Source organism: Actinomyces bouchesdurhonensis (assembly GCF_900128465.1).
GTDB lineage: Bacteria > Actinomycetota > Actinomycetes > Actinomycetales > Actinomycetaceae > Pauljensenia > Pauljensenia bouchesdurhonensis.
Genome location: NZ_LT635868.1, coordinates 456,323 through 473,243 on the forward strand (window position 1 = coordinate 456,323; position 16,921 = coordinate 473,243).

13 protein-coding genes are annotated in these 16,921 nt (G+C 64.0%); 3 read left to right on the forward strand and 10 right to left on the reverse strand.

Features of this window, described 5'->3' with window-relative positions:
* Positions 1 to 759: 759 nt before the first annotated feature.
* The 9 genes from secG to uvrC all read right to left on the reverse strand — a co-directional run bounded on the left by secG (position 760) and on the right by uvrC (position 10,768).
* Positions 760 to 1,005 carry a preprotein translocase subunit SecG gene (secG, locus tag BQ7477_RS06985; RefSeq protein ID WP_073983328.1) on the reverse strand — a complete coding sequence of 82 codons (246 nt, stop codon included), beginning with the start codon at positions 1,003 to 1,005 and terminating at the stop codon, positions 760 to 762.
* A gap of 162 nt (positions 1,006 to 1,167) precedes the next feature.
* Positions 1,168 to 1,944, reverse strand: coding sequence for a triose-phosphate isomerase (gene tpiA / locus BQ7477_RS06990; RefSeq protein ID WP_073983329.1), 777 nt, complete (start codon positions 1,942 to 1,944; stop codon positions 1,168 to 1,170).
* 3 nt (positions 1,945 to 1,947) lie between these two features.
* Positions 1,948 to 3,138, reverse strand: a complete 1,191-nt coding sequence (locus BQ7477_RS06995) for a phosphoglycerate kinase (protein ID WP_073983330.1) — start codon at positions 3,136 to 3,138, stop codon at positions 1,948 to 1,950.
* A gap of 107 nt (positions 3,139 to 3,245) precedes the next feature.
* A complete protein-coding gene (gene gap / locus BQ7477_RS07000; RefSeq protein WP_073983331.1) occupies positions 3,246 to 4,253 on the reverse strand; it encodes a type I glyceraldehyde-3-phosphate dehydrogenase in 1,008 nt (335 codons plus the stop codon).
* Between the two features lie 206 nt (positions 4,254 to 4,459).
* The gene (gene whiA, locus BQ7477_RS07005) at positions 4,460 to 5,443 is read right to left on the reverse strand and encodes a DNA-binding protein WhiA (protein ID WP_073983332.1); all 984 of its coding nucleotides are present in this window, start codon (positions 5,441 to 5,443) and stop codon (positions 4,460 to 4,462) included.
* A gap of 46 nt (positions 5,444 to 5,489) precedes the next feature.
* Positions 5,490 to 6,494 carry a gluconeogenesis factor YvcK family protein gene (locus BQ7477_RS07010; protein WP_073983333.1) on the reverse strand — a complete coding sequence of 335 codons (1,005 nt, stop codon included), beginning with the start codon at positions 6,492 to 6,494 and terminating at the stop codon, positions 5,490 to 5,492.
* Positions 6,494 to 7,489: an RNase adapter RapZ gene (gene rapZ / locus BQ7477_RS07015; protein ID WP_073983334.1), complete on the reverse strand. Its 996-nt coding sequence runs from the start codon at positions 7,487 to 7,489 to the stop codon at positions 6,494 to 6,496. Before rapZ ends, BQ7477_RS07010 begins: the two co-directional genes overlap by 1 nt.
* Positions 7,490 to 7,532: 43 nt before the next feature.
* Positions 7,533 to 8,756 (reverse strand): formate-dependent phosphoribosylglycinamide formyltransferase, encoded by a 1,224-nt coding sequence (purT, locus tag BQ7477_RS07020; RefSeq protein ID WP_073983335.1) that lies wholly within the window; start codon positions 8,754 to 8,756, stop codon positions 7,533 to 7,535.
* A complete protein-coding gene (gene uvrC, locus BQ7477_RS07025) occupies positions 8,753 to 10,768 on the reverse strand; it encodes an excinuclease ABC subunit UvrC (protein WP_073983336.1) in 2,016 nt (671 codons plus the stop codon). The genes purT and uvrC overlap by 4 nt, the downstream gene beginning before the upstream one ends.
* A gap of 188 nt (positions 10,769 to 10,956) precedes the next feature.
* Here uvrC and glnA point away from each other — a divergent pair, with 188 nt between their 5' ends.
* From glnA to BQ7477_RS07040, 3 genes are all read left to right on the forward strand, one after another.
* Positions 10,957 to 12,381, forward strand: coding sequence for a type I glutamate--ammonia ligase (gene glnA, locus BQ7477_RS07030; protein ID WP_073983337.1), 1,425 nt, complete (start codon positions 10,957 to 10,959; stop codon positions 12,379 to 12,381).
* A gap of 117 nt (positions 12,382 to 12,498) precedes the next feature.
* Entirely contained in the window at positions 12,499 to 14,364 is a 1,866-nt protein-coding gene (locus tag BQ7477_RS07035) for an AMP-dependent synthetase/ligase (protein WP_073983338.1), read from the forward strand.
* A gap of 44 nt (positions 14,365 to 14,408) precedes the next feature.
* A complete protein-coding gene (locus tag BQ7477_RS07040; RefSeq protein WP_073983339.1) occupies positions 14,409 to 16,337 on the forward strand; it encodes an AMP-dependent synthetase/ligase in 1,929 nt (642 codons plus the stop codon).
* Between the two features lie 92 nt (positions 16,338 to 16,429).
* Here the strand turns inward: BQ7477_RS07040 and BQ7477_RS07045 are convergent, their stop codons facing one another.
* Complete coding sequence (locus BQ7477_RS07045; RefSeq protein ID WP_338072951.1) at positions 16,430 to 16,915, reverse strand: polysaccharide transporter; 486 nt, start codon at positions 16,913 to 16,915, stop codon at positions 16,430 to 16,432.
* Positions 16,916 to 16,921 lie beyond the last annotated feature (6 nt).

Below are 16,921 nucleotides of genomic sequence, written 5' to 3' on the forward strand. Positions count from 1 at the left end.
AGGTCGAGGTCCTTGATGATGAGCGGACTTCAACCCCCGCGATCTTCAAAGGACCTCGGGCGGTGTCTCACCCTACCTGCTGCTGCTGTGCGTCGCTTGATCGTTGTGATCGGTGTGATCTGCTCGTCGGTTTGGAGGGCTTCCATCTGATGAGCGTTGCTCGCACCCCAGATGCTCTAGTGCTCGATGTTGAGTCGTGCAACCAGCTGGTTGGCTACCCTGGTTGTGGGCTGAATCGCACAAGGCCACGGGCGCATGGTCATGGAGGTCATCGACGCGCCCTGGGCCGGGGTCCCGGCGCGGATCCGGTGGCACAATACGGCGANACACCGATCAGAAACGCCACGGAATCCCGGAAGGAACCCCCACCCCAGAAGAAGGACTCTGGCCACGCAAAGGCTGGGCCGGACGCGCCCACTAGACCCACGACACGCCGTCTAAAGCACCACGTTTGCGCCTATAGCCCCCTACTTCGACACAGGCGGAGCCAGCAACGGCCCCACAGAAGCCATCAACGGACATTATCGAGCTGGGCAGACGCACCGCCAGAGGCTACCGAAACCCCACCAACGACCAACTCCGAATGCTCCTCATCGCAGGAGGCCTAGACGCCTCCACCCACACCCAACTATGAAGAACCCCAAAATGCGAAGAGCCCCTTTAATCCGAAACCGACGGGATTCGCGGGGTACAACCACAAGAAAATGGCCCCCACACGAAAGTGGGGGCCATAGCACAACGTCTTGAACGATGAACGGATTAGGAGCCGAACTTCGCGAGCAGCGCGAAACTGATGATACACACAAGCCACACCAGCAAGGTCCCCAATGTAATGCGATTCAGGTTGCGCTCGGCAACGCCGGAGGAACCCGCCGATGAAGAAATACCGCCACCGAACATATCCGACAAGCCGCCGCCCTGTCCCTTGTGCATCAGGATGGTCAGGGTCAGCAAGATGCTGGTCAGGAAAATGAGCACGATCAGCACGTTATTCAGAATGGTCACGGTGAGTCCAACTTCTATCGCGGTCACGCCCCGATCCGGGGCACATACATAGCAAGTGTAACGGAGAATGACGGCGGGGCCAACCGGCACTCGCCGGTTGGCCCCGCACCACGTCTGCTTGGCAGCCCAGTTAAGGTGTGCCAACTAGAACGTTGTCACCACTCAGGCATAGAAGTTCGCCATCGCGGCGAAGGAATCAGCCTTCAGGGAAGCGCCGCCGACGAGACCACCGTCAACGTCGGGCTGGGCCATGAGTTCCTTGATGTTACCGGGCTTCGCAGAGCCGCCGTACAGAATGCGGGTCGCCTCGGCCGTCTCGGTGCCGAAGTCCTCGGCGAGCGCCGCTCGGATGGCGCCGCACACTTCCTGTGCGTCCTGCGCAGAGGCAGTCTCGCCTGTGCCAATAGCCCAAATGGGCTCGTAGGCGATGACAATCTTTGCTACCTCTTCGGCCTTCCAACCGGCGAGTGCGGCGCGGATCTGGCCGAGCACGAACTCGACGTAGGTGCCAGCCTTACGGACCTCGAGGGCCTCGCCGCAGCACAGAATCGGAGTCATGCCAGCGTCGAAGACCTTACGCGCCTTCGCGCCAACCAGCTCGTCGGACTCATTGTGGTACTCACGACGCTCAGAGTGACCCATCACGACGTAGGTCACACCAAGCTTGCTAAGCATCTCAGTGGAGATTTCACCGGTGTATGCGCCGTTGTCGTGGATCGACACATCCTGTGCACCATACTTGATGCCCAGCTCGTCGGCGTCAACGATGGTCTGGACGGTACGAATGTCGGTAAACGGCGGGATGACCAGGACCTCGCACTTGGAGTAGTCGTGTCCCGCGTCGGACAGCGCCATTGCCAGGCCCTGGACGAGATGATTGGCCTCGAGGTGATCGAGGTTCATCTTCCAGTTGCCAGCCATGAGGGGGGTACGTGCCATGAGTCAGTCCTCCAGAACTGCGATACCGGGCAGGACCTTGCCTTCGAGGAGTTCGAGGGAGGCGCCGCCGCCAGTGGAAATATGGGAGAAGGTGTTCTCGTCGAAGCCGAGGAGACGCACGGCCGCAGCGGAGTCACCGCCGCCGATGACGGAGAACATAGAACCCTTCGAGAGGGCTTCAGCGACCGCGCGGGTACCGCCGGAGAAGGCGTCGAATTCGAAGACGCCCATGGGGCCGTTCCACGCAACGGTCTTCGCGGTTGCCAGTTTGTCGGCGAAAAGCTTCGCGGACTTCGGGCCGATGTCCAGACCCATCTGATCGTCGGGGATCGCATCCACCTCAACGACAGTGGCAGGGGCATCCGCCGCGAACTCGGGGGCTACGACGACATCGATGGGGAGCACCAGGTCAACGCCGCGTTTGGCAGCCTCAGCAATGTAGCCCTTGACGGTATCGATCTGGTCAGTCTCGAGCAGGGACTTGCCAACAGAGTAGCCCTGTGCGGCCAGGAAGGTAAAGGCCATGCCGCCACCGATGAAAAGCATGTCGGCTTTCTTCAACAGGTTAGCGATGACGCCGAGCTTATCGGAGACCTTGGAGCCACCAAGGACAACGCCGTAGGGGCGCTCGGGATCGCCGGTGACCTTGGACAGGGACTCGATCTCCTTGAGAACCAGAAGACCAGCGGCCGAGGGCAGAAGCTTGGCGATGTCGTAGACGGAAGCCTGCTTGCGGTGCACCACACCGAAGCCATCGGAGACAAAAGCGTCGCCGAGCTTGGCGTACTCACGGGCGAGTTCTTCGCGTTCCTCGTCGACCTTGGAGGTCTCGCGGGGATCGAAGCGAACGTTTTCGAGCAGGGCGATCTCGCCATCACCCAGGGCGGCGACCGTCTCAGTAGCGGAGGGGCCAACGGTATCGGCGGCCAGGGTAACTTTCACGCCGGAGAGCTCAGCGAGGCGCGCGGCGACAGGGGCCAGCGAGAAAGCGGGATCGACCTTGCCCTTCGGGCGACCGAGATGGGCCAGAATAACGACCTTGGCACCGGCATCGGTCAGGGTCTTCAGGGTGGGCAGAGCCGCGCGAATACGGCCATCGTCGGTGATGACGCCGTCCTTAAGCGGAACGTTGAAATCAGAGCGAACCAAGATGCGCTTACCGCGCAGGTCGCCGAGGGTGGAGATAGTCCTCATCGAAGGATCCTTTCGATTGGATAAAGGCGGTAGTGATGTGCGAGATGCCCGTGCACGTGCGTGCACGGGCATCTCACTATCAGCTCATGGCTGGTTTGTCAGCACGCTCAGGCGAGCTTGGAGCCAACGAGAGCGGTGAGGCGAACGAGAGCGTTCGAGTAGCCCCACTCGTTGTCGTACCAGGACAGGACCTTAACGAGGTTGCCGATGACCTTGGTCTCGGTGGCATCGAAGATCGAGGTGTGCGGATCGCCCATGATGTCGGTGGAGACGATCGGATCCTCGGTGTACTCGAGGACACCCTTGAGTTCACCCTCGGCGGCGGCCTTAACAGCAGCCTTAACGGCCTCGACGGAGACCTCCTTCTTCGCGATGAAGGTGAGGTCGGTCAGGGAGCCGGTCGGAGTGGGGACACGGACGGCGAGGCCATCGAACTTGCCCTCAAGCTCGGGCAGGACCAGGGCGACGGCCTGGGCGGCACCGGTCTTGGTGGGGATCATGTTCAGGGCAGCGGCGCGGGCGCGACGCAGATCCTTGTGGGGAGCGTCGAGGACACGCTGATCACCCGTGTAGGAGTGGATGGTGGTCATAATGCCACGCTCGATGCCGAAGTTCTCTTCGAGGACCTTGGCGAGGGGGGCGAGGCAGTTGGTCGTGCAGGAGGCGTTCGACACGATGTTCATCGTAGCGCCATCGTACTTGTCCTCGTTCACGCCCATGACGAAGGTGCCGTCGACGTTCTTCGCGGGAGCGGAGATGACGACCTTCTTGGCGCCAGCGTCCAGGTGAGCCTTGGCCTTCTCACCGTCGGTGAAGAAGCCGGTGGACTCGACGACGACCTCAACGCCGAGTTCGCCCCAGGGCAGATCGGCGGGGTTACGCTGAGCGAGCACCTTGATGTGCTTGCCGTTCACGACGATACCCTCATCGTCGTAGGAAACCTCACCGTTGAAGCGGCCCGTGATCGAGTCGTACTTCAGCAGGTGAGCGAGGGTCTTGTTGTCGGTCAGGTCGTTAACGGCGACGACCTCAATGTCCGCGCCCTGCTCAAGAGCTGCGCGGAAGAAGTTACGACCGATGCGGCCGAAGCCGTTGATGCCAACGCGGGTGGTCACTATGGTTCCTCCTGCTCGTGCCCATCATAGGGCACGGTTTTCGATGCAACCGGGCGTGCGGGTTGCCAGCCCGGCCCGCAGGTTTCTGCGGTTCCAGCAGTTCCTAATCTACACCCGAAAGCGGACTCTGTCACACCCCAATTTCGAAATTTGTACGTGGGCTAATTCTCGTTTGAACTGGGACGAACGTAACAGGCGCGGAAACTTCAGTCTTCTTCAAGCATCTCGAGAGTCAAGGCCGATTCCGTATCTGGAATTCCGCGTTCGTGCGCAACCTTGTCTGCGAGTGCGAGGAGACGGCGAATACGACCTGCGACGGCGTCTTTCGTCAGAGGAGGGTTCGTGTGTTTACCCAGTTCTTCGAGCGATGCCTGCTTGAACTGCAGGCGCAAGGTACCGGCCTCGAGCAGGTGAGATGGAACATCATCTCCCAGAATTTCGAAGGCACGCTCGACGCGAGCTCCGGCCGCAACGGCTGCACGGGCAGAACGACGCAGGTTCGCGTCATCGAAGTTAGCCAAGCGGTTTGCACTGCCACGTGCCTCGCGACGTTCACGTCTCTCCTGCCATGCCTCGAAGGTGTGAGGTGCCCCCATTGCGGCGATGAGTGTGCCGATTGCATCGGAGTCGCGCACAGAGACCCTGTCTGCGCCGCGCACCTCTTTGGAACGGGCGAGCGCACCAAGCTTGCGCGCGCAGCCAACCATCGCCAGCGCAACCTCGGGACCTGGGCAGGTGATTTCGAGGGAAGAAGAACGACCGGGCTCCATGAGTGATCCGCGAGCTAGGAAGGCGCCGCGCCAGATGGCTGCTGCCTCAGCGGTTCCAGAGGCGACAAGCACGGGGGGAAGCCCACGGACCGGACGCCGCATGGAGTCAACCAGGCCGGTCAGGCGCGCCAAGTCGTCTGCCTTATGAACGACGCGCACGACGTAGCGCTTGCCGCGACGCAGAGAAGAACCCGAGACTACGACGACGGTGGATTCCGCGTTGTAAAGAGCATGAAGGTAGGTGCGTAGCCGACGTGCGGCAACGGGAGAGTCGAGCTCCGCCTCCACGAGAATGCGTCCGCCAACAAGGTGCAGTCCGCCCGCGAAGCGAAGCATTGCGCTCACTTCGGCGGCCACCACTGATGGCGTGGTGATGACAGCGCGCGCAAGCTCGTCCTTCATGTCTGATGTTAGGGACACAGGTTCTCCCTATGGTGTGATGTCGTTGGTCAGCGTGCAACAGGTTCTAAGGTAACCACGTTTCGGTCTGGCCGACCTCACCAAGGAAACCGTCAAATGCGTCACGCAGTGCGGCGGCGAGGCGCAGCGGGTCGTGGTGAGGGGCACCGTCTCCGGTACGGACCTGACGCAGAAGCACGCGGGCGCCGAGTTCCTCGGCGGCCACAATGAGATCGTCGATGTCATCGCATGCTGTGGGATCGGCGACGACCACATCGAGTTTGAGTGCCGGGGCATACTCGCGCAGCACCCGCACGTGGTCGGCGGTCGACATCGTGTCGGTTTCACCGCGCTGGCGCGCAAGGTTGAGCACGAGCGCGCGGTGCGCATCGGTCGTTGCCAGCGCACGGTTGATGTCAGGGACCAGCAGGTGCGGAATGACGGAGGTGTACCACGAGCCAGGGCCGAGCACGACCCAGTCTGCTTCGGAGATTGCATCGATGACGGCGCTGGGAACCGCTGGCGTTTCCGGCGTGATACGCACATATTCAACGGTTCCGGGTGCAACGGCAACCTTGGATTGCCCGGCGACGACGTAGCGTCGACCCCCGTCGTTCATTTCTGCTTCGATGTCGATCGGCGTGGTTGACATGGGTAGGACACGCCCCTGCGCACCGAGCAGGCGTCCCACCCAGTCGAGGCCTTCGACAGGATCGTCAAGAAGCTGCCAGAGACCGGAAATCAAAAGGTTGCCCAGCGCGTGCCCGTTGAGGGGGCCGCTCGTATCGAGGCGTAGCTGCATAACGTCGCGCCAGGTCAGTCCCCATTCTGATTCTTCGCACAGAGAGGCCAAAGCCATGCGTAGGTCGCCTGGGGGGAGGATCGGCATTTCTTGGCGCAGACGACCGGAGCTGCCGCCGTCGTCTGCGACGGTGACGATAGCTGTCAGGGCGCGGGTGATGTGGCGAAGTGCCCGCAGGGTGGCGGACAGGCCGTGCCCGCCACCTAGGGCAACGATGGACTGGCCGGATTCTCCTCGTTGGACCCAGCCAGCTGCATCAAGATAGGGCATTATTCTCTCCCAATGTCGCGGTGCATGACGCGCACCGAGTGTCCGTGCTCGCGCAGGCGTTGCGCGATGGCTTCGGCGCATGCAACGGAGCGGTGTTTTCCGCCGGTGCATCCGATGGCGATCGTGACGAATGGCTTCAATTCTGCCAGATAGCCGGCGAGCATGGGGGCTAAAAGGTCGGCATAGCCGAGAGCGAAGTCACGCGCACCCGGCTGGGAGAGCACATAGTCCGCGACGGCCTGGTCTTTGCCGGTCAAATGCCGCAATTCGTCGACCCAGTAGGGATTCTTCAGGAAGCGCACGTCGACGACGTGGTCAGCGTCGAGGGGAAGCCCGTGTTTGAATCCGAAGGACTCGACGGTCACCTGCAGCGGTCGCTTCTCCCCCGCGACGATGTCGCGGATGCGGCGGGTCAAGTCGTGCACGCTCATCGTGGAAGTGTCAATAACTTCATCGGCGGTGCGGCGCAGCGGCGCGAGCAGGCGCATCTCTGCTTTGATGCCGTCCATCAGTGTGCCAGCGCCCTGGAGTGGGTGGGGGCGGCGGTTGGATTCGTATCGTCGCACGAGGGTTTCGGGGCTGGCCTCTAGGAAGATGATGCGGTAGACGATGCCAGCTCCTTTGAGCTGTTCGAGGGTCGCGTCCAGGGTGCGGAAGAAGGTGCGGGAACGCACGTCGACGCCGACGGCGAGACGGTGGACGCCTGCCGCGGGGTCGTTAGACATCATGCCGACCAGGGCGGGCAGCATCGACGGGGGCAGGTTGTCGACGACGTACCAGTCGAGGTCTTCGAGGGCTCGCGCAGCGCCGGTGCGGCCCGCTCCCGAGTAGCCGGTGATGATGAGGACTTCGTTGGAGGCGCGGGGCTCGTACTGGACGCGCATCATGTCGCGCACGGGGATGCCCTCGGGGAAGGTGCGCGGGTTTTCCTCCCCCGTGGACGAGGCCGGGGCATCGGTCGCGCGGGGCGCACCGTGGGGTGCATGGTCGGTCATAATGTCCTCCTTGGGAGCGGGCTCTTCGCGTGCGGGGGTTGTGTTAGACGCTGGCGGAAGCGGCGTCGTTGATTGTGATGGCGGCGGCGGCGCGTCGAGCGATGACGCGCGATTCCTTGGGGGTGGTGGCGGTGGCGGCGACAACTCCGACGCGGCGCCCGGCGCGGCTGATCGGCTTGCCGAAGAGGCGCACGATGTCGGCGGTTGCCAGAGCGGTGGCGACGCCCCGGTAGGCCGGGGATTCGATGGCCCGCACGGACTTGATGACGGCGGAGGCGCCGGGGCTGGCCAGGGCCGTGGAGGTGGGCAGGCCGAGGATGGCGCGAGCGTGGAGCTCGAACTCGGATTGGCGCTGGGTGACCATGGTGACCATGCCGGTGTCGTGGGGGCGAGGCGAGAGTTCGGAGAACCAGACCTGGTCGCCACGCACGAAGAACTCAACGCCGAAGACGCCCAGGCAGGGGCCGTTTCCGTGCTCGGCGAGGGCGTCGGTGACTTCCTTGGCCATCTGCCGGGCGGAGGCGAGCGCCTCCTCGCTCATGGCCATCGGCTGCCAGGACTCGACGTAGTCGCCGTCCTCCTGGCGGTGGCCAATGGGCACGCAGAAGGAGGTGAGGACGCTGGAGCTTGCTGCGTCCCACGAGCGCACGGTGAGCAGGGTGATCTCGTAGTCGAAGTCGATGCCCTCCTCGACGATGACCACACCGGTTGTCGCACGCGCATCCTCCTCGGCGTGCGCCCACGCGGCCTGCGCCTGCTCGGGATTGCTCACGCGAGACTGCCCGTGGCCGGATGAGGACATCGTGGGTTTGACGAAGGCAGGGTAGCCGACCTCGTCGAGAGCCGCCGCCAGCTCTGCCTCGCTGCGCGCGAAGCGGAAGGCGGAGGTACGCACGCCGGGCAGGGCAGCCGCCAGGGTACGGATGCGCTGACGATCCATGGTGGCCTGGACGGCGAAGGCGTTAGGTACGACGCACACGCCGCGCTCCTCCGCGGCGGACAACTCATCCGTGGCGATGGCCTCGACTTCGGGAACGATCAGGTCGACCTCGACCTCATCCAGGACCTCGCGCAAGGCTCGCCCGTCGCTCATGTCGAACACCAGGGAGGAGTCGGCGACCTGCATCGCGGGCGCACCCTCGTAGGAGTCTGCGGCTATCACCGTGCAGCCGTAGCGCTTCAGGGCGATCGTCACCTCCTTGCCGAGCTCGCCGGAACCCAGGAGCAGCACCCGCGCAGGAAGCGGCATCGGAAGCATCGTGGTCATGGTGTGTCCTCCCTTGACGATGCTGCAAGCCTATCGCGGATCGAAGCCGCGAGGGCGGGTCCCACGCCCTTGACCTCGGCAATCTGCTCGAGACTCGCCTCCCTCATGCGCTTCACGGAGCCGAAATGCTTGAGCAGCGCCGCCTGGCGGGCGGGTCCAAGCCCCGGGATGGAGTCCAGCACCGAGCGCCGCTGCGCCTTCGATCGCCTCTTGCGGTGCTTGGTGATCGCGAAGCGGTGGGACTCGTCGCGCAGATACTGGAGGAGATACAGAGCCTCCGAGGTACGCGGCAGGATGAGGGGGAACTCGTCGCCGGGGATCCACACTTCCTCCAGGCGCTTGGCCAGGCCTACGACGGGCACGTCCGCGCCCACGGCGTCCAGGGCTGCGCGCGCGGCGTTGACCTGCGGGAGGCCTCCGTCGACGAGCACCAGGTCGGGCCTGTACGAGAAACGCTTGGGACGCCCGGTCGTCTCGTCGATCGGACCCGAGGCGAAGGCGACGCCATCCTCGTCCTCACCCTCAACGCCCGCCTCCTCGGCGAGCAAGCGCGAGAAGCGACGGGTGAGGACCTCGTTCATCGCGCTCGTATCATCGGGCGTACCGCTGCCGTCCTGACCGCGAATATTGAAGGTGCGATACGCGTCCTTACGAGGCATCCCATCCTCGAAGACCACCATGGAAGCCACCTGATTCTCGCCTCCCGTGTGCGAGACGTCGTAGCACTCGATGCGCAGGGGCGCACCCGGCAGGTCCAGGTTCTCGGCCAGCTCCTCCAGCGCCTTCGAGCGCGCCGTGATGTCGCCCGCGCGTTTCGTGCGATGCAAGGCGAGCCCCTGGCGCGCGTTCTCCGTCACCGTTGCCATAAGCTGGGCCTTCGGGCCGCGCCTGGGCACGTGGATCGACACGGACACGCCGCGCACCTGTCCCAGCCAACGCGCGATCGTCTCGGCATCCTCGGGCACGACCGAGACCAGTACCTCGCGCGGGATCGCCGAGGTCGGGGTGTGCGCGACGTCGTCCACGCTCACCGCCGCCACCTTCGCCGCCCTCCCCGCCCCGGCCTCGTCCATCGACGCCGAGGAATACACCTGCTCGAGGAGGCGGGACATGAGCGCCTCCTCCCCCGCCCCGTCCACGCGCTCAATCACCCAGCCGCGCGTGCCGCGGATGCGCCCGCCGCGCACGTGGAAGACGTAAACGGCCGCGTCCAGGTCGTCGCTGACGAGAGAAAACACGTCCGCGTCCGCCCCGTCGTCGAGCACGACCGCGTTACGCTCGAGCACCGTGCGCAGCGCCTTGAGGTCATCGCGCAGCTTCGCGGCGCGCTCGAAGTTCAGCTCCGCCGACGCCTGGCGCATCTGCTCCTCCAGGTCTCGGATCACCGGGCCCGTGCGCCCCTCCATGAACTGGCACAGCCCCTCGGCGAGCTCGCGATGCTCCTCCATCGAGATGCGCCCCACGCACGGCGCCGCGCACTTGTCGATGTAACCGAGCAGACACGGACGCCCCTGAGCCTTCGCACGCTGGAACACGCCCGCCGAGCACGAGCGCATCGGGAAGACGCGAAGGAGCTGATCGATCGTGTCGCGAATCGCCCACACCTGCGTGTACGGGCCGAAGTAGCGCGACCCGGCCCTCTTGCGCTCGCGCGTGACCTGCACGCGGGGGAAGCGCTCCCCCATCGACACCGCCAGGTAGGGATAGGACTTGTCGTCCTTAAACATGACGTTGAAGCGCGGATTGAACTCTTTAATCCACGTGAACTCCAGCGTGAGGGCCTCTACTTCGGAGCGCACGACGGTCCACTGCACGGCGCTCGCGGTCGTCACCATCTGCTGGGTGCGCGGGTGCAGATTCGCCAGGTCCTGGAAGTAGTTGGTGAGGCGGTTGCGCAGGTTCTTGGCCTTGCCGACGTAGATGACGCGCCCGTCTGGGTCGGAGAATCGGTAGACGCCCGGCGAGGTCGGAATGTCTCCCGTGCGGGGCCTGTACGTCGAAGGATCTGCCACGTTTCCAGGGTACGAGGCCGTGGCTGTGTGTGCCCGATGCCCAGTGGGCGCGTGCTCTATGTCATGAATCCTTTGAATGGTGAAACTAATACGCGAAGCGGCCACCTGAAGGCTTATACTGTATTTGGTTACGAGTTGACTAATTCTTGACCAATGAGTAGAACCCATTCCCACAAAGAAGGACGTTCATGTTCACCTCCAACGAAGAGGTCGCAGCCTTTATCTCCGAGCAGAACATTGAACTCGTCGACGTGCGCTTCTGCGACGTCCCCGGTGTTCAGCAGCACTTTACGATTCCGGTGAGCGAATTCCTGGACGCCGCTTTGTCGGATGGCCTCATGTTCGACGGATCCTCAGTGCGCGGCTTTACAGCCATCCACGAGTCCGATATGAAGCTCATCCCGGACGTCTCCTCCGCGTTCGTCGATCCCTTCCGCGACCGCAAGACCCTGGTCGTCAACTTTTCAATCGTCGATCCCTTCACTGATGAACCCTTCTCACGCGATCCTCGCCAGGTGGCCGCCAAAGCCGAGGCCTACCTACGTTCCACCGGCATCGCAGACCAGTGCTTCATCGGCGCCGAAGCCGAGTTCTATCTCTTCGACGACGTGCGCTACCAGATCAGCCCCCACAACACCTTCTTCTCCGTCGACTCCCCCGAGGCGTACTGGAACACCGGTCGCGTCGAAGAGGGCGGCAACATGGGCTACAAGGTGCCCGTCAAGGGCGGCTACTTCCCGGTCTCCCCCTCCGACAAGTACGCGGACGTACGCGACGAGATGAGCCGCCTCCTTGAAGAGGTCGGCCTGACGATTGAGCGCGCCCACCACGAGGTCGGCTCGGGCGGCCAGCAGGAGATCAACTACCGCTTCGCGACACTACAGACCGCAGCTGACGACATGATGAAATTCAAGTACGTCGTCAAGAACTCAGCTCTTGAGTTCGGCCATTCCGCAACTTTCATGCCCAAGCCCCTGTTTGGGGACAACGGTTCGGGCATGCACACGCACATGTCACTGTGGAAGAACGGCGAGCCCCTGTTCTACGACGAGCGCGGCTACGGCTCCCTGTCCGACACGGCACGCTGGTTCATCGGCGGCCTGCTTGAGCACGCGCCCGCCCTCCTGGCCTTCACGAACCCGTCGGTGAATTCCTTCCGACGCCTGGTCCCCGGCTTCGAGGCTCCGATCAACCTCGTGTACTCGGCACGCAACCGCTCCGCGTGCATCCGCATCCCCGTGACGGGCACGTCGCCCAAGGCCAAGCGCGTGGAGTACCGCGTACCGGACCCGAGCGCGAACCCATATCTTGCTTTCTCCGCGTGCCTCATGGCGGGTATCGACGGCATCAAGCGCCGAATCGAGCCTGCCGCACCAATCGACAAGGACCTCTACGAGCTGCCTCCCGCTGAGTACCAGGACATCGCGAAGCTGCCCAGCTCGCTTGAAGCCGCCCTCGACGCGCTGCGTGAGGATCACGAGTTCCTCACCGAGGGCGATGTCTTCACCCAGGACCTGATTGACACGTGGCTCGAATACAAGGAGACGAACGAGGTGGCGCCGATGCGAGCCTACCCACACCCCTATGAGTACCAGATGTACTACGATCTGTGATCTAGTCGTCACTTGTAAGGCCCCTGCCCCGTTTTTGGCGCAGGGGCCGCGCAATACCCAGTAGACTCACATCGAACCTGTTGTTCAGTCTTTGAACCGACAATTCCGGAGGACACGATGAAGCGCATGCGAGACGGCTCCTACACGATCAAGCCGACCTACAAGGTCGGGGAACACGAAATCATCCCCGACATGCTCGCTAAGCGGGCCACCAAGTTCCCCAAGCAGGTCGTCGTCGAACAGCGTTCCTCCGTCGGCTCTACACGCTCATTGACTGCCAAGGAACTCCAGCGCCAAGTCGACTACACCGCGTGCGGCCTCATCGGCCTCGGCGTGCAGGCGGGAGACGCGATTGCGATCCTCGCCCCGACCTCGTACGAGTGGCTCCTCCTGGACCTCGCCCTCCTCTCGATCGGCGCGATCACCGTCCCGATCTACGAGTCCGATTCCGCCTCCCAGATCGAGCATATCCTCACCGATGCTCACGTCACTCGCGTTTTTACTGCGACCACCCAGCAGGCAGAACTCGTACGCTCGGTCGCCCCCACTGCCACGCGCGCAGTCACCTCCTTCGACCAGGGAGCCATGCGGGCGATCGCGCGAGCCGCCACCAATGTCACCATCGACGACGTTGAGAAACGCCGCGCCACCGTAACTTCCTCTGACATCGCGACCATCATCTACACCTCCGGAACAACCGGAAATCCCAAGGGCGTGGCCCTCACGCACGCGAACTTCATCGCTACCGCGCAGGGTGCCCGCCAGGTACTCGGCCAGGTCATTGACTCCCCCGAGACCCGCCTGCTGCTATTCCTCCCAGTCGCCCACGTGCTCGCCCGCCTCGTCATGCACGTCATCCTCTCCGGCCAGGGCGTGCTCGGTTTCTCCCCCTCCATCAAGAACCTCCTGCCGGACATCCAAGCCTTCAAGCCCTCCGTGCTCCTCGTCGTACCACGCGTGCTGGAGAAGGTCTACAACGCGGCCTCCTCCAAGGCGGGCGGCGGCATCAAGGGACGCATGTTCGCGTGGAGCGCCAAGCAGGCCCGCACCTACTCCCTCGCGTCCGAGAAGACCTTCGGTCCGGGTCCCTTCAAGAAGATCCGCCACGGCATCGCCGACGCCCTCGTCCTGAAGAAGATCCGCTCGGTGCTCGGCCCCAACCTGCGCTACATCGTCTCCGGCGGCGCCCCCCTGGCCACCGATCTCGCCCACTTCTACGCGGGCATGGGCATCACCCTCATCCAGGGCTACGGCCTGAGTGAAACCACCGGACCAATCGCTGTCCAGCACATCGGCAAGAATCCCATTGGCACCGTCGGCTTGCCCCTGCCGGGCAACTTCATCAAGATTGCCAAGGACGGCGAGATTCTCGTGCGCGGGCAGTCCGTCATGCCCGGCTACTACCACCTTCCCGAGCAGACAGCCGAGGTTATGCCCGACGGCAAGTGGTTCCATACGGGCGACCTCGGTTCGATCGACCGCAAGGGCCAGCTGACCATCACCGGTCGCAAGAAAGAACTCATCGTGACGGCGGGCGGCAAGAACGTCTCCCCCGAGATCCTCGAAGATTCACTGGCAACCCACCCTCTCGTCGCCAACGTCATCGTGGTGGGCGACCAACGCCCCTTCGTGGGCGCACTCTTCACACTCGACGCAGACATGCTGCCAGACTGGCTGGCCAAGCATGGCCTGCCGCAGTGCTCGCCCACCGAGGCCGCCGAGTTACCCGCCGTGCGCGAATCCCTCGAAAAGGCTGTCGAACGCGCCAACAAGGCCGTTTCCCGCGCCGAGTCTATCCGAAAGTTCCGCATCATCGACGCAACCTTCACCGTGGAGAACGGCTACGTGACGCCGTCGATGAAGCTGCGCCGCCGCAAGGTCCTGACCGACTACGCCTACGAGGTCGACGCATTATACGGAGGCCCAGTCTTAGCGGAACCCGCAAAGAAGCGCGGTCTCTTCTCTCGCTTGAAGAAGCACTGAACCCCACATACAGCGCCCCGCGCTCACCCCACGAAAGGACCGTAATGACGGTACGCAGACTCGCCGATGGCTCATGGGAGTCAGTTCCAACACGCGAGGCTACCGAGGACATGAACCTGCCCAAGATGCTCCACCAGCGCGTGCAGCGTCACCCCGGGCAGTTCGCGATCGAGCGCCGATCCAACGTCGGCGCGTGGCGCCGCGTGACGATGGAGACGTTCCTCGGCGAGGCCGACTCGATCGCGCGTGGCCTCATCGGCATCGGCCTCGAGGCGGGCGACCACCTGGCGATCCTGGCCCCGACCTCGTATGAGTGGGCCCTCATCGACGTGGCTGCCCTGTCCTGCGGTGCGATCACGGTCCCCATCTACGAGACGGATTCTGCGCAGCAGATCGCTCACATCCTGGCCGACGCTGACGTGCGCATCGTCATCACGGCGACGACGCAGCAGGCCGAGCTGGTCGAATCCGTGCGCACCGAGGGCGTGCGCCACATTCTGTCGCTCGATCGCGGCGCAGAGCGCGTCCTGACGGGCGCAGCGCAGGGGGTGACGGTCGAACAAGTGCGCGAGCGCACCGAGGCCGTCACCCTCGGCGACGAAGCGACGATCATCTACACGTCGGGTACAACCGGCATGCCCAAGGGCGTGGTCCTCACGCACGGTAACTTCATCTCGCCGATGCTGCAGGCCTACGACTTCCTGCCCCTGCTCATCAACGATCCGAAGTCTCGCTCCCTGCTCTTCCTGCCGGTCGCCCACGTGCTCGCGCGCTTCGTCATGTACTGCCTGCTCGCGGGCCAGGGTGTCACCGCTTTCTCGCCGGACACCCGCAACTTGGTTGACGACATCGCGACTTTTAAACCGACGATGCTCCTAGTCGTCCCGCGCGTCATGGAGAAGGTCTACAACGCTGCGGCTGCGAAGGCTGGCGGCGGCGTGAAGGGACGCATGTTCTCCTGGGCAGCCAAGCAGGCGCGCGCCCTGTCCAAGGCCACCGCATACGCGGACTCTCCCCTGCCCGAATCCGCGGTCGCCGGCCCCGGCCCGGACACGACGCCCATCCCCGACGCCTCGGCGATGCCCTCCCCCGGCCCGTCGTCCGCGCTGAAGCTGCGCGCCCGCCTCGCCGACGCGCTCGTCCTATCGAAGGTCCGCGCGATCCTGGGCCCGAACCTGCACACAATCATCTCGGGCGGCGCGCCCCTGGCCCTCGACCTCGCGAACTTCTATCGAGGCCTGGGCATCACGCTCCTCCAGGGCTACGGCCTGTCCGAGACGACCGGACCGATCTCCGTGGAAACGCCGCAGGACTTCCCCCCGGACTCGGTGGGCTTCCCGTGGCCCGGCAACCGCATGACGATCGCCCCCGACGGCGAGCTGCTCGTACGCGGTATCTCCGTGTCGAAGGGCTACCACAACCTGCCCGAGGCCACGGCCGAGGCCTACGTCGACGGCTGGTTCAAGACCGGCGACCTCGCCTCCATCGACGATCGCGGTCACCTGCGTATCACGGGACGTAAGAAGGAACTCATCGTGACGGCGGGCGGCAAGAACGTCTCCCCCGAGATCCTCGAGGATTCCCTCTCAACACACCCGCTCATCGCGAACATCATCGTGGTCGGCGACAACCGCCCCTACATCGGCGCGCTCATCGCCCTGGACACAGAAATGCTGCCCGAGTGGCTCTCGCGCCACGGCCTGCCCGTCGTCGACGCGGCGCAGGCCGCGACCCTGCCCGAGGTGCGCGAGTCCCTGGAGAAGGCGATCGCCCGCGCCAACAAGGCGGTGTCTCGCGCCGAGTCGATCCGCCGCTACCGCATCGTGAATGCGGCCTTCACCGTGGAGAACGGCTACATGACGCCCTCCCTCAAGCTCAAGCGCCGCCGCGTCCTGGCCGACTACGCCGGTGAGGTCGACGCCCTGTACGCGTCGGGCGAGGCCGCGAAGAACAAGGAGAAAAACCAAGAGTAAACCGGCCGCCAGCGCGGGGGTACCACACAGATGAAGCGGCCTCGGCCTCGTCTCAGTGACGAGGCTGGGGCCACTTCATGCGTTCAGGCTCCCTAGTCCGCGGTGTTGCGTCCCACGACGAAAGCGGCGAAGAGCGCGAGGAGGAAGGCAACGCCGATGACCGGCATCGGGATCCAGAAGAGCATTCGGCGCGCGATCTCCAGGGCGGCCGAGGCGACCACTCCGACAGTGAGGAACATGTGGAAGGCACGCGCCCACACGAAGCCACCGGATTCCGAGCTCCACAGGGACACGAGCGTCATGATCAGGAACACGAGCACAACCGCATAGATCGCAATGACCGTCCCCAGCTGCCACACGTGGCGAGCCTCCGCATGAGCCGTCACGCTCAGGCACAGGTTGCCCAGCCCGGCGACGAAACCGCAGCCCAGCCCATAGACGCGGCTGCGCCCGGCGCCGTGGGCCACGAGAGCCTTGAGGGCGAGGCCGCCCGACACCACCATGAGCGCCAACACGATCAGGTGGACCCATGCTGGCCAGTAATAAGCGGAGCCGTAGAGGCCGTATGCGGGATTCATGAGGTT

Bases quoted from the DNA above. Each gene is read 5' to 3' on its own strand.
- tpiA (WP_073983329.1), bottom strand. From the start codon at position 1,944: ATGGCACGTACCCCCCTCATGGCTGGCAACTGGAAGATGAACCTCGAT.
- glnA (WP_073983337.1), top strand. From the start codon at position 10,957: ATGTTCACCTCCAACGAAGAGGTCGCAGCCTTTATCTCCGAGCAGAAC.
- rapZ (WP_073983334.1), bottom strand. From the start codon at position 7,489: ATGACCGACCATGCACCCCACGGTGCGCCCCGCGCGACCGATGCCCCG.
- BQ7477_RS06995 (WP_073983330.1), bottom strand. From the start codon at position 3,138: ATGAGGACTATCTCCACCCTCGGCGACCTGCGCGGTAAGCGCATCTTG.
- BQ7477_RS07010 (WP_073983333.1), bottom strand. From the start codon at position 6,494: ATGCCCTATCTTGATGCAGCTGGCTGGGTCCAACGAGGAGAATCCGGC.
- BQ7477_RS07035 (WP_073983338.1), top strand. From the start codon at position 12,499: ATGAAGCGCATGCGAGACGGCTCCTACACGATCAAGCCGACCTACAAG.
- BQ7477_RS07045 (WP_338072951.1), bottom strand. From the start codon at position 16,915: ATGAATCCCGCATACGGCCTCTACGGCTCCGCTTATTACTGGCCAGCA.
- purT (WP_073983335.1), bottom strand. From the start codon at position 8,756: ATGACCACGATGCTTCCGATGCCGCTTCCTGCGCGGGTGCTGCTCCTG.
- BQ7477_RS07040 (WP_073983339.1), top strand. From the start codon at position 14,409: ATGACGGTACGCAGACTCGCCGATGGCTCATGGGAGTCAGTTCCAACA.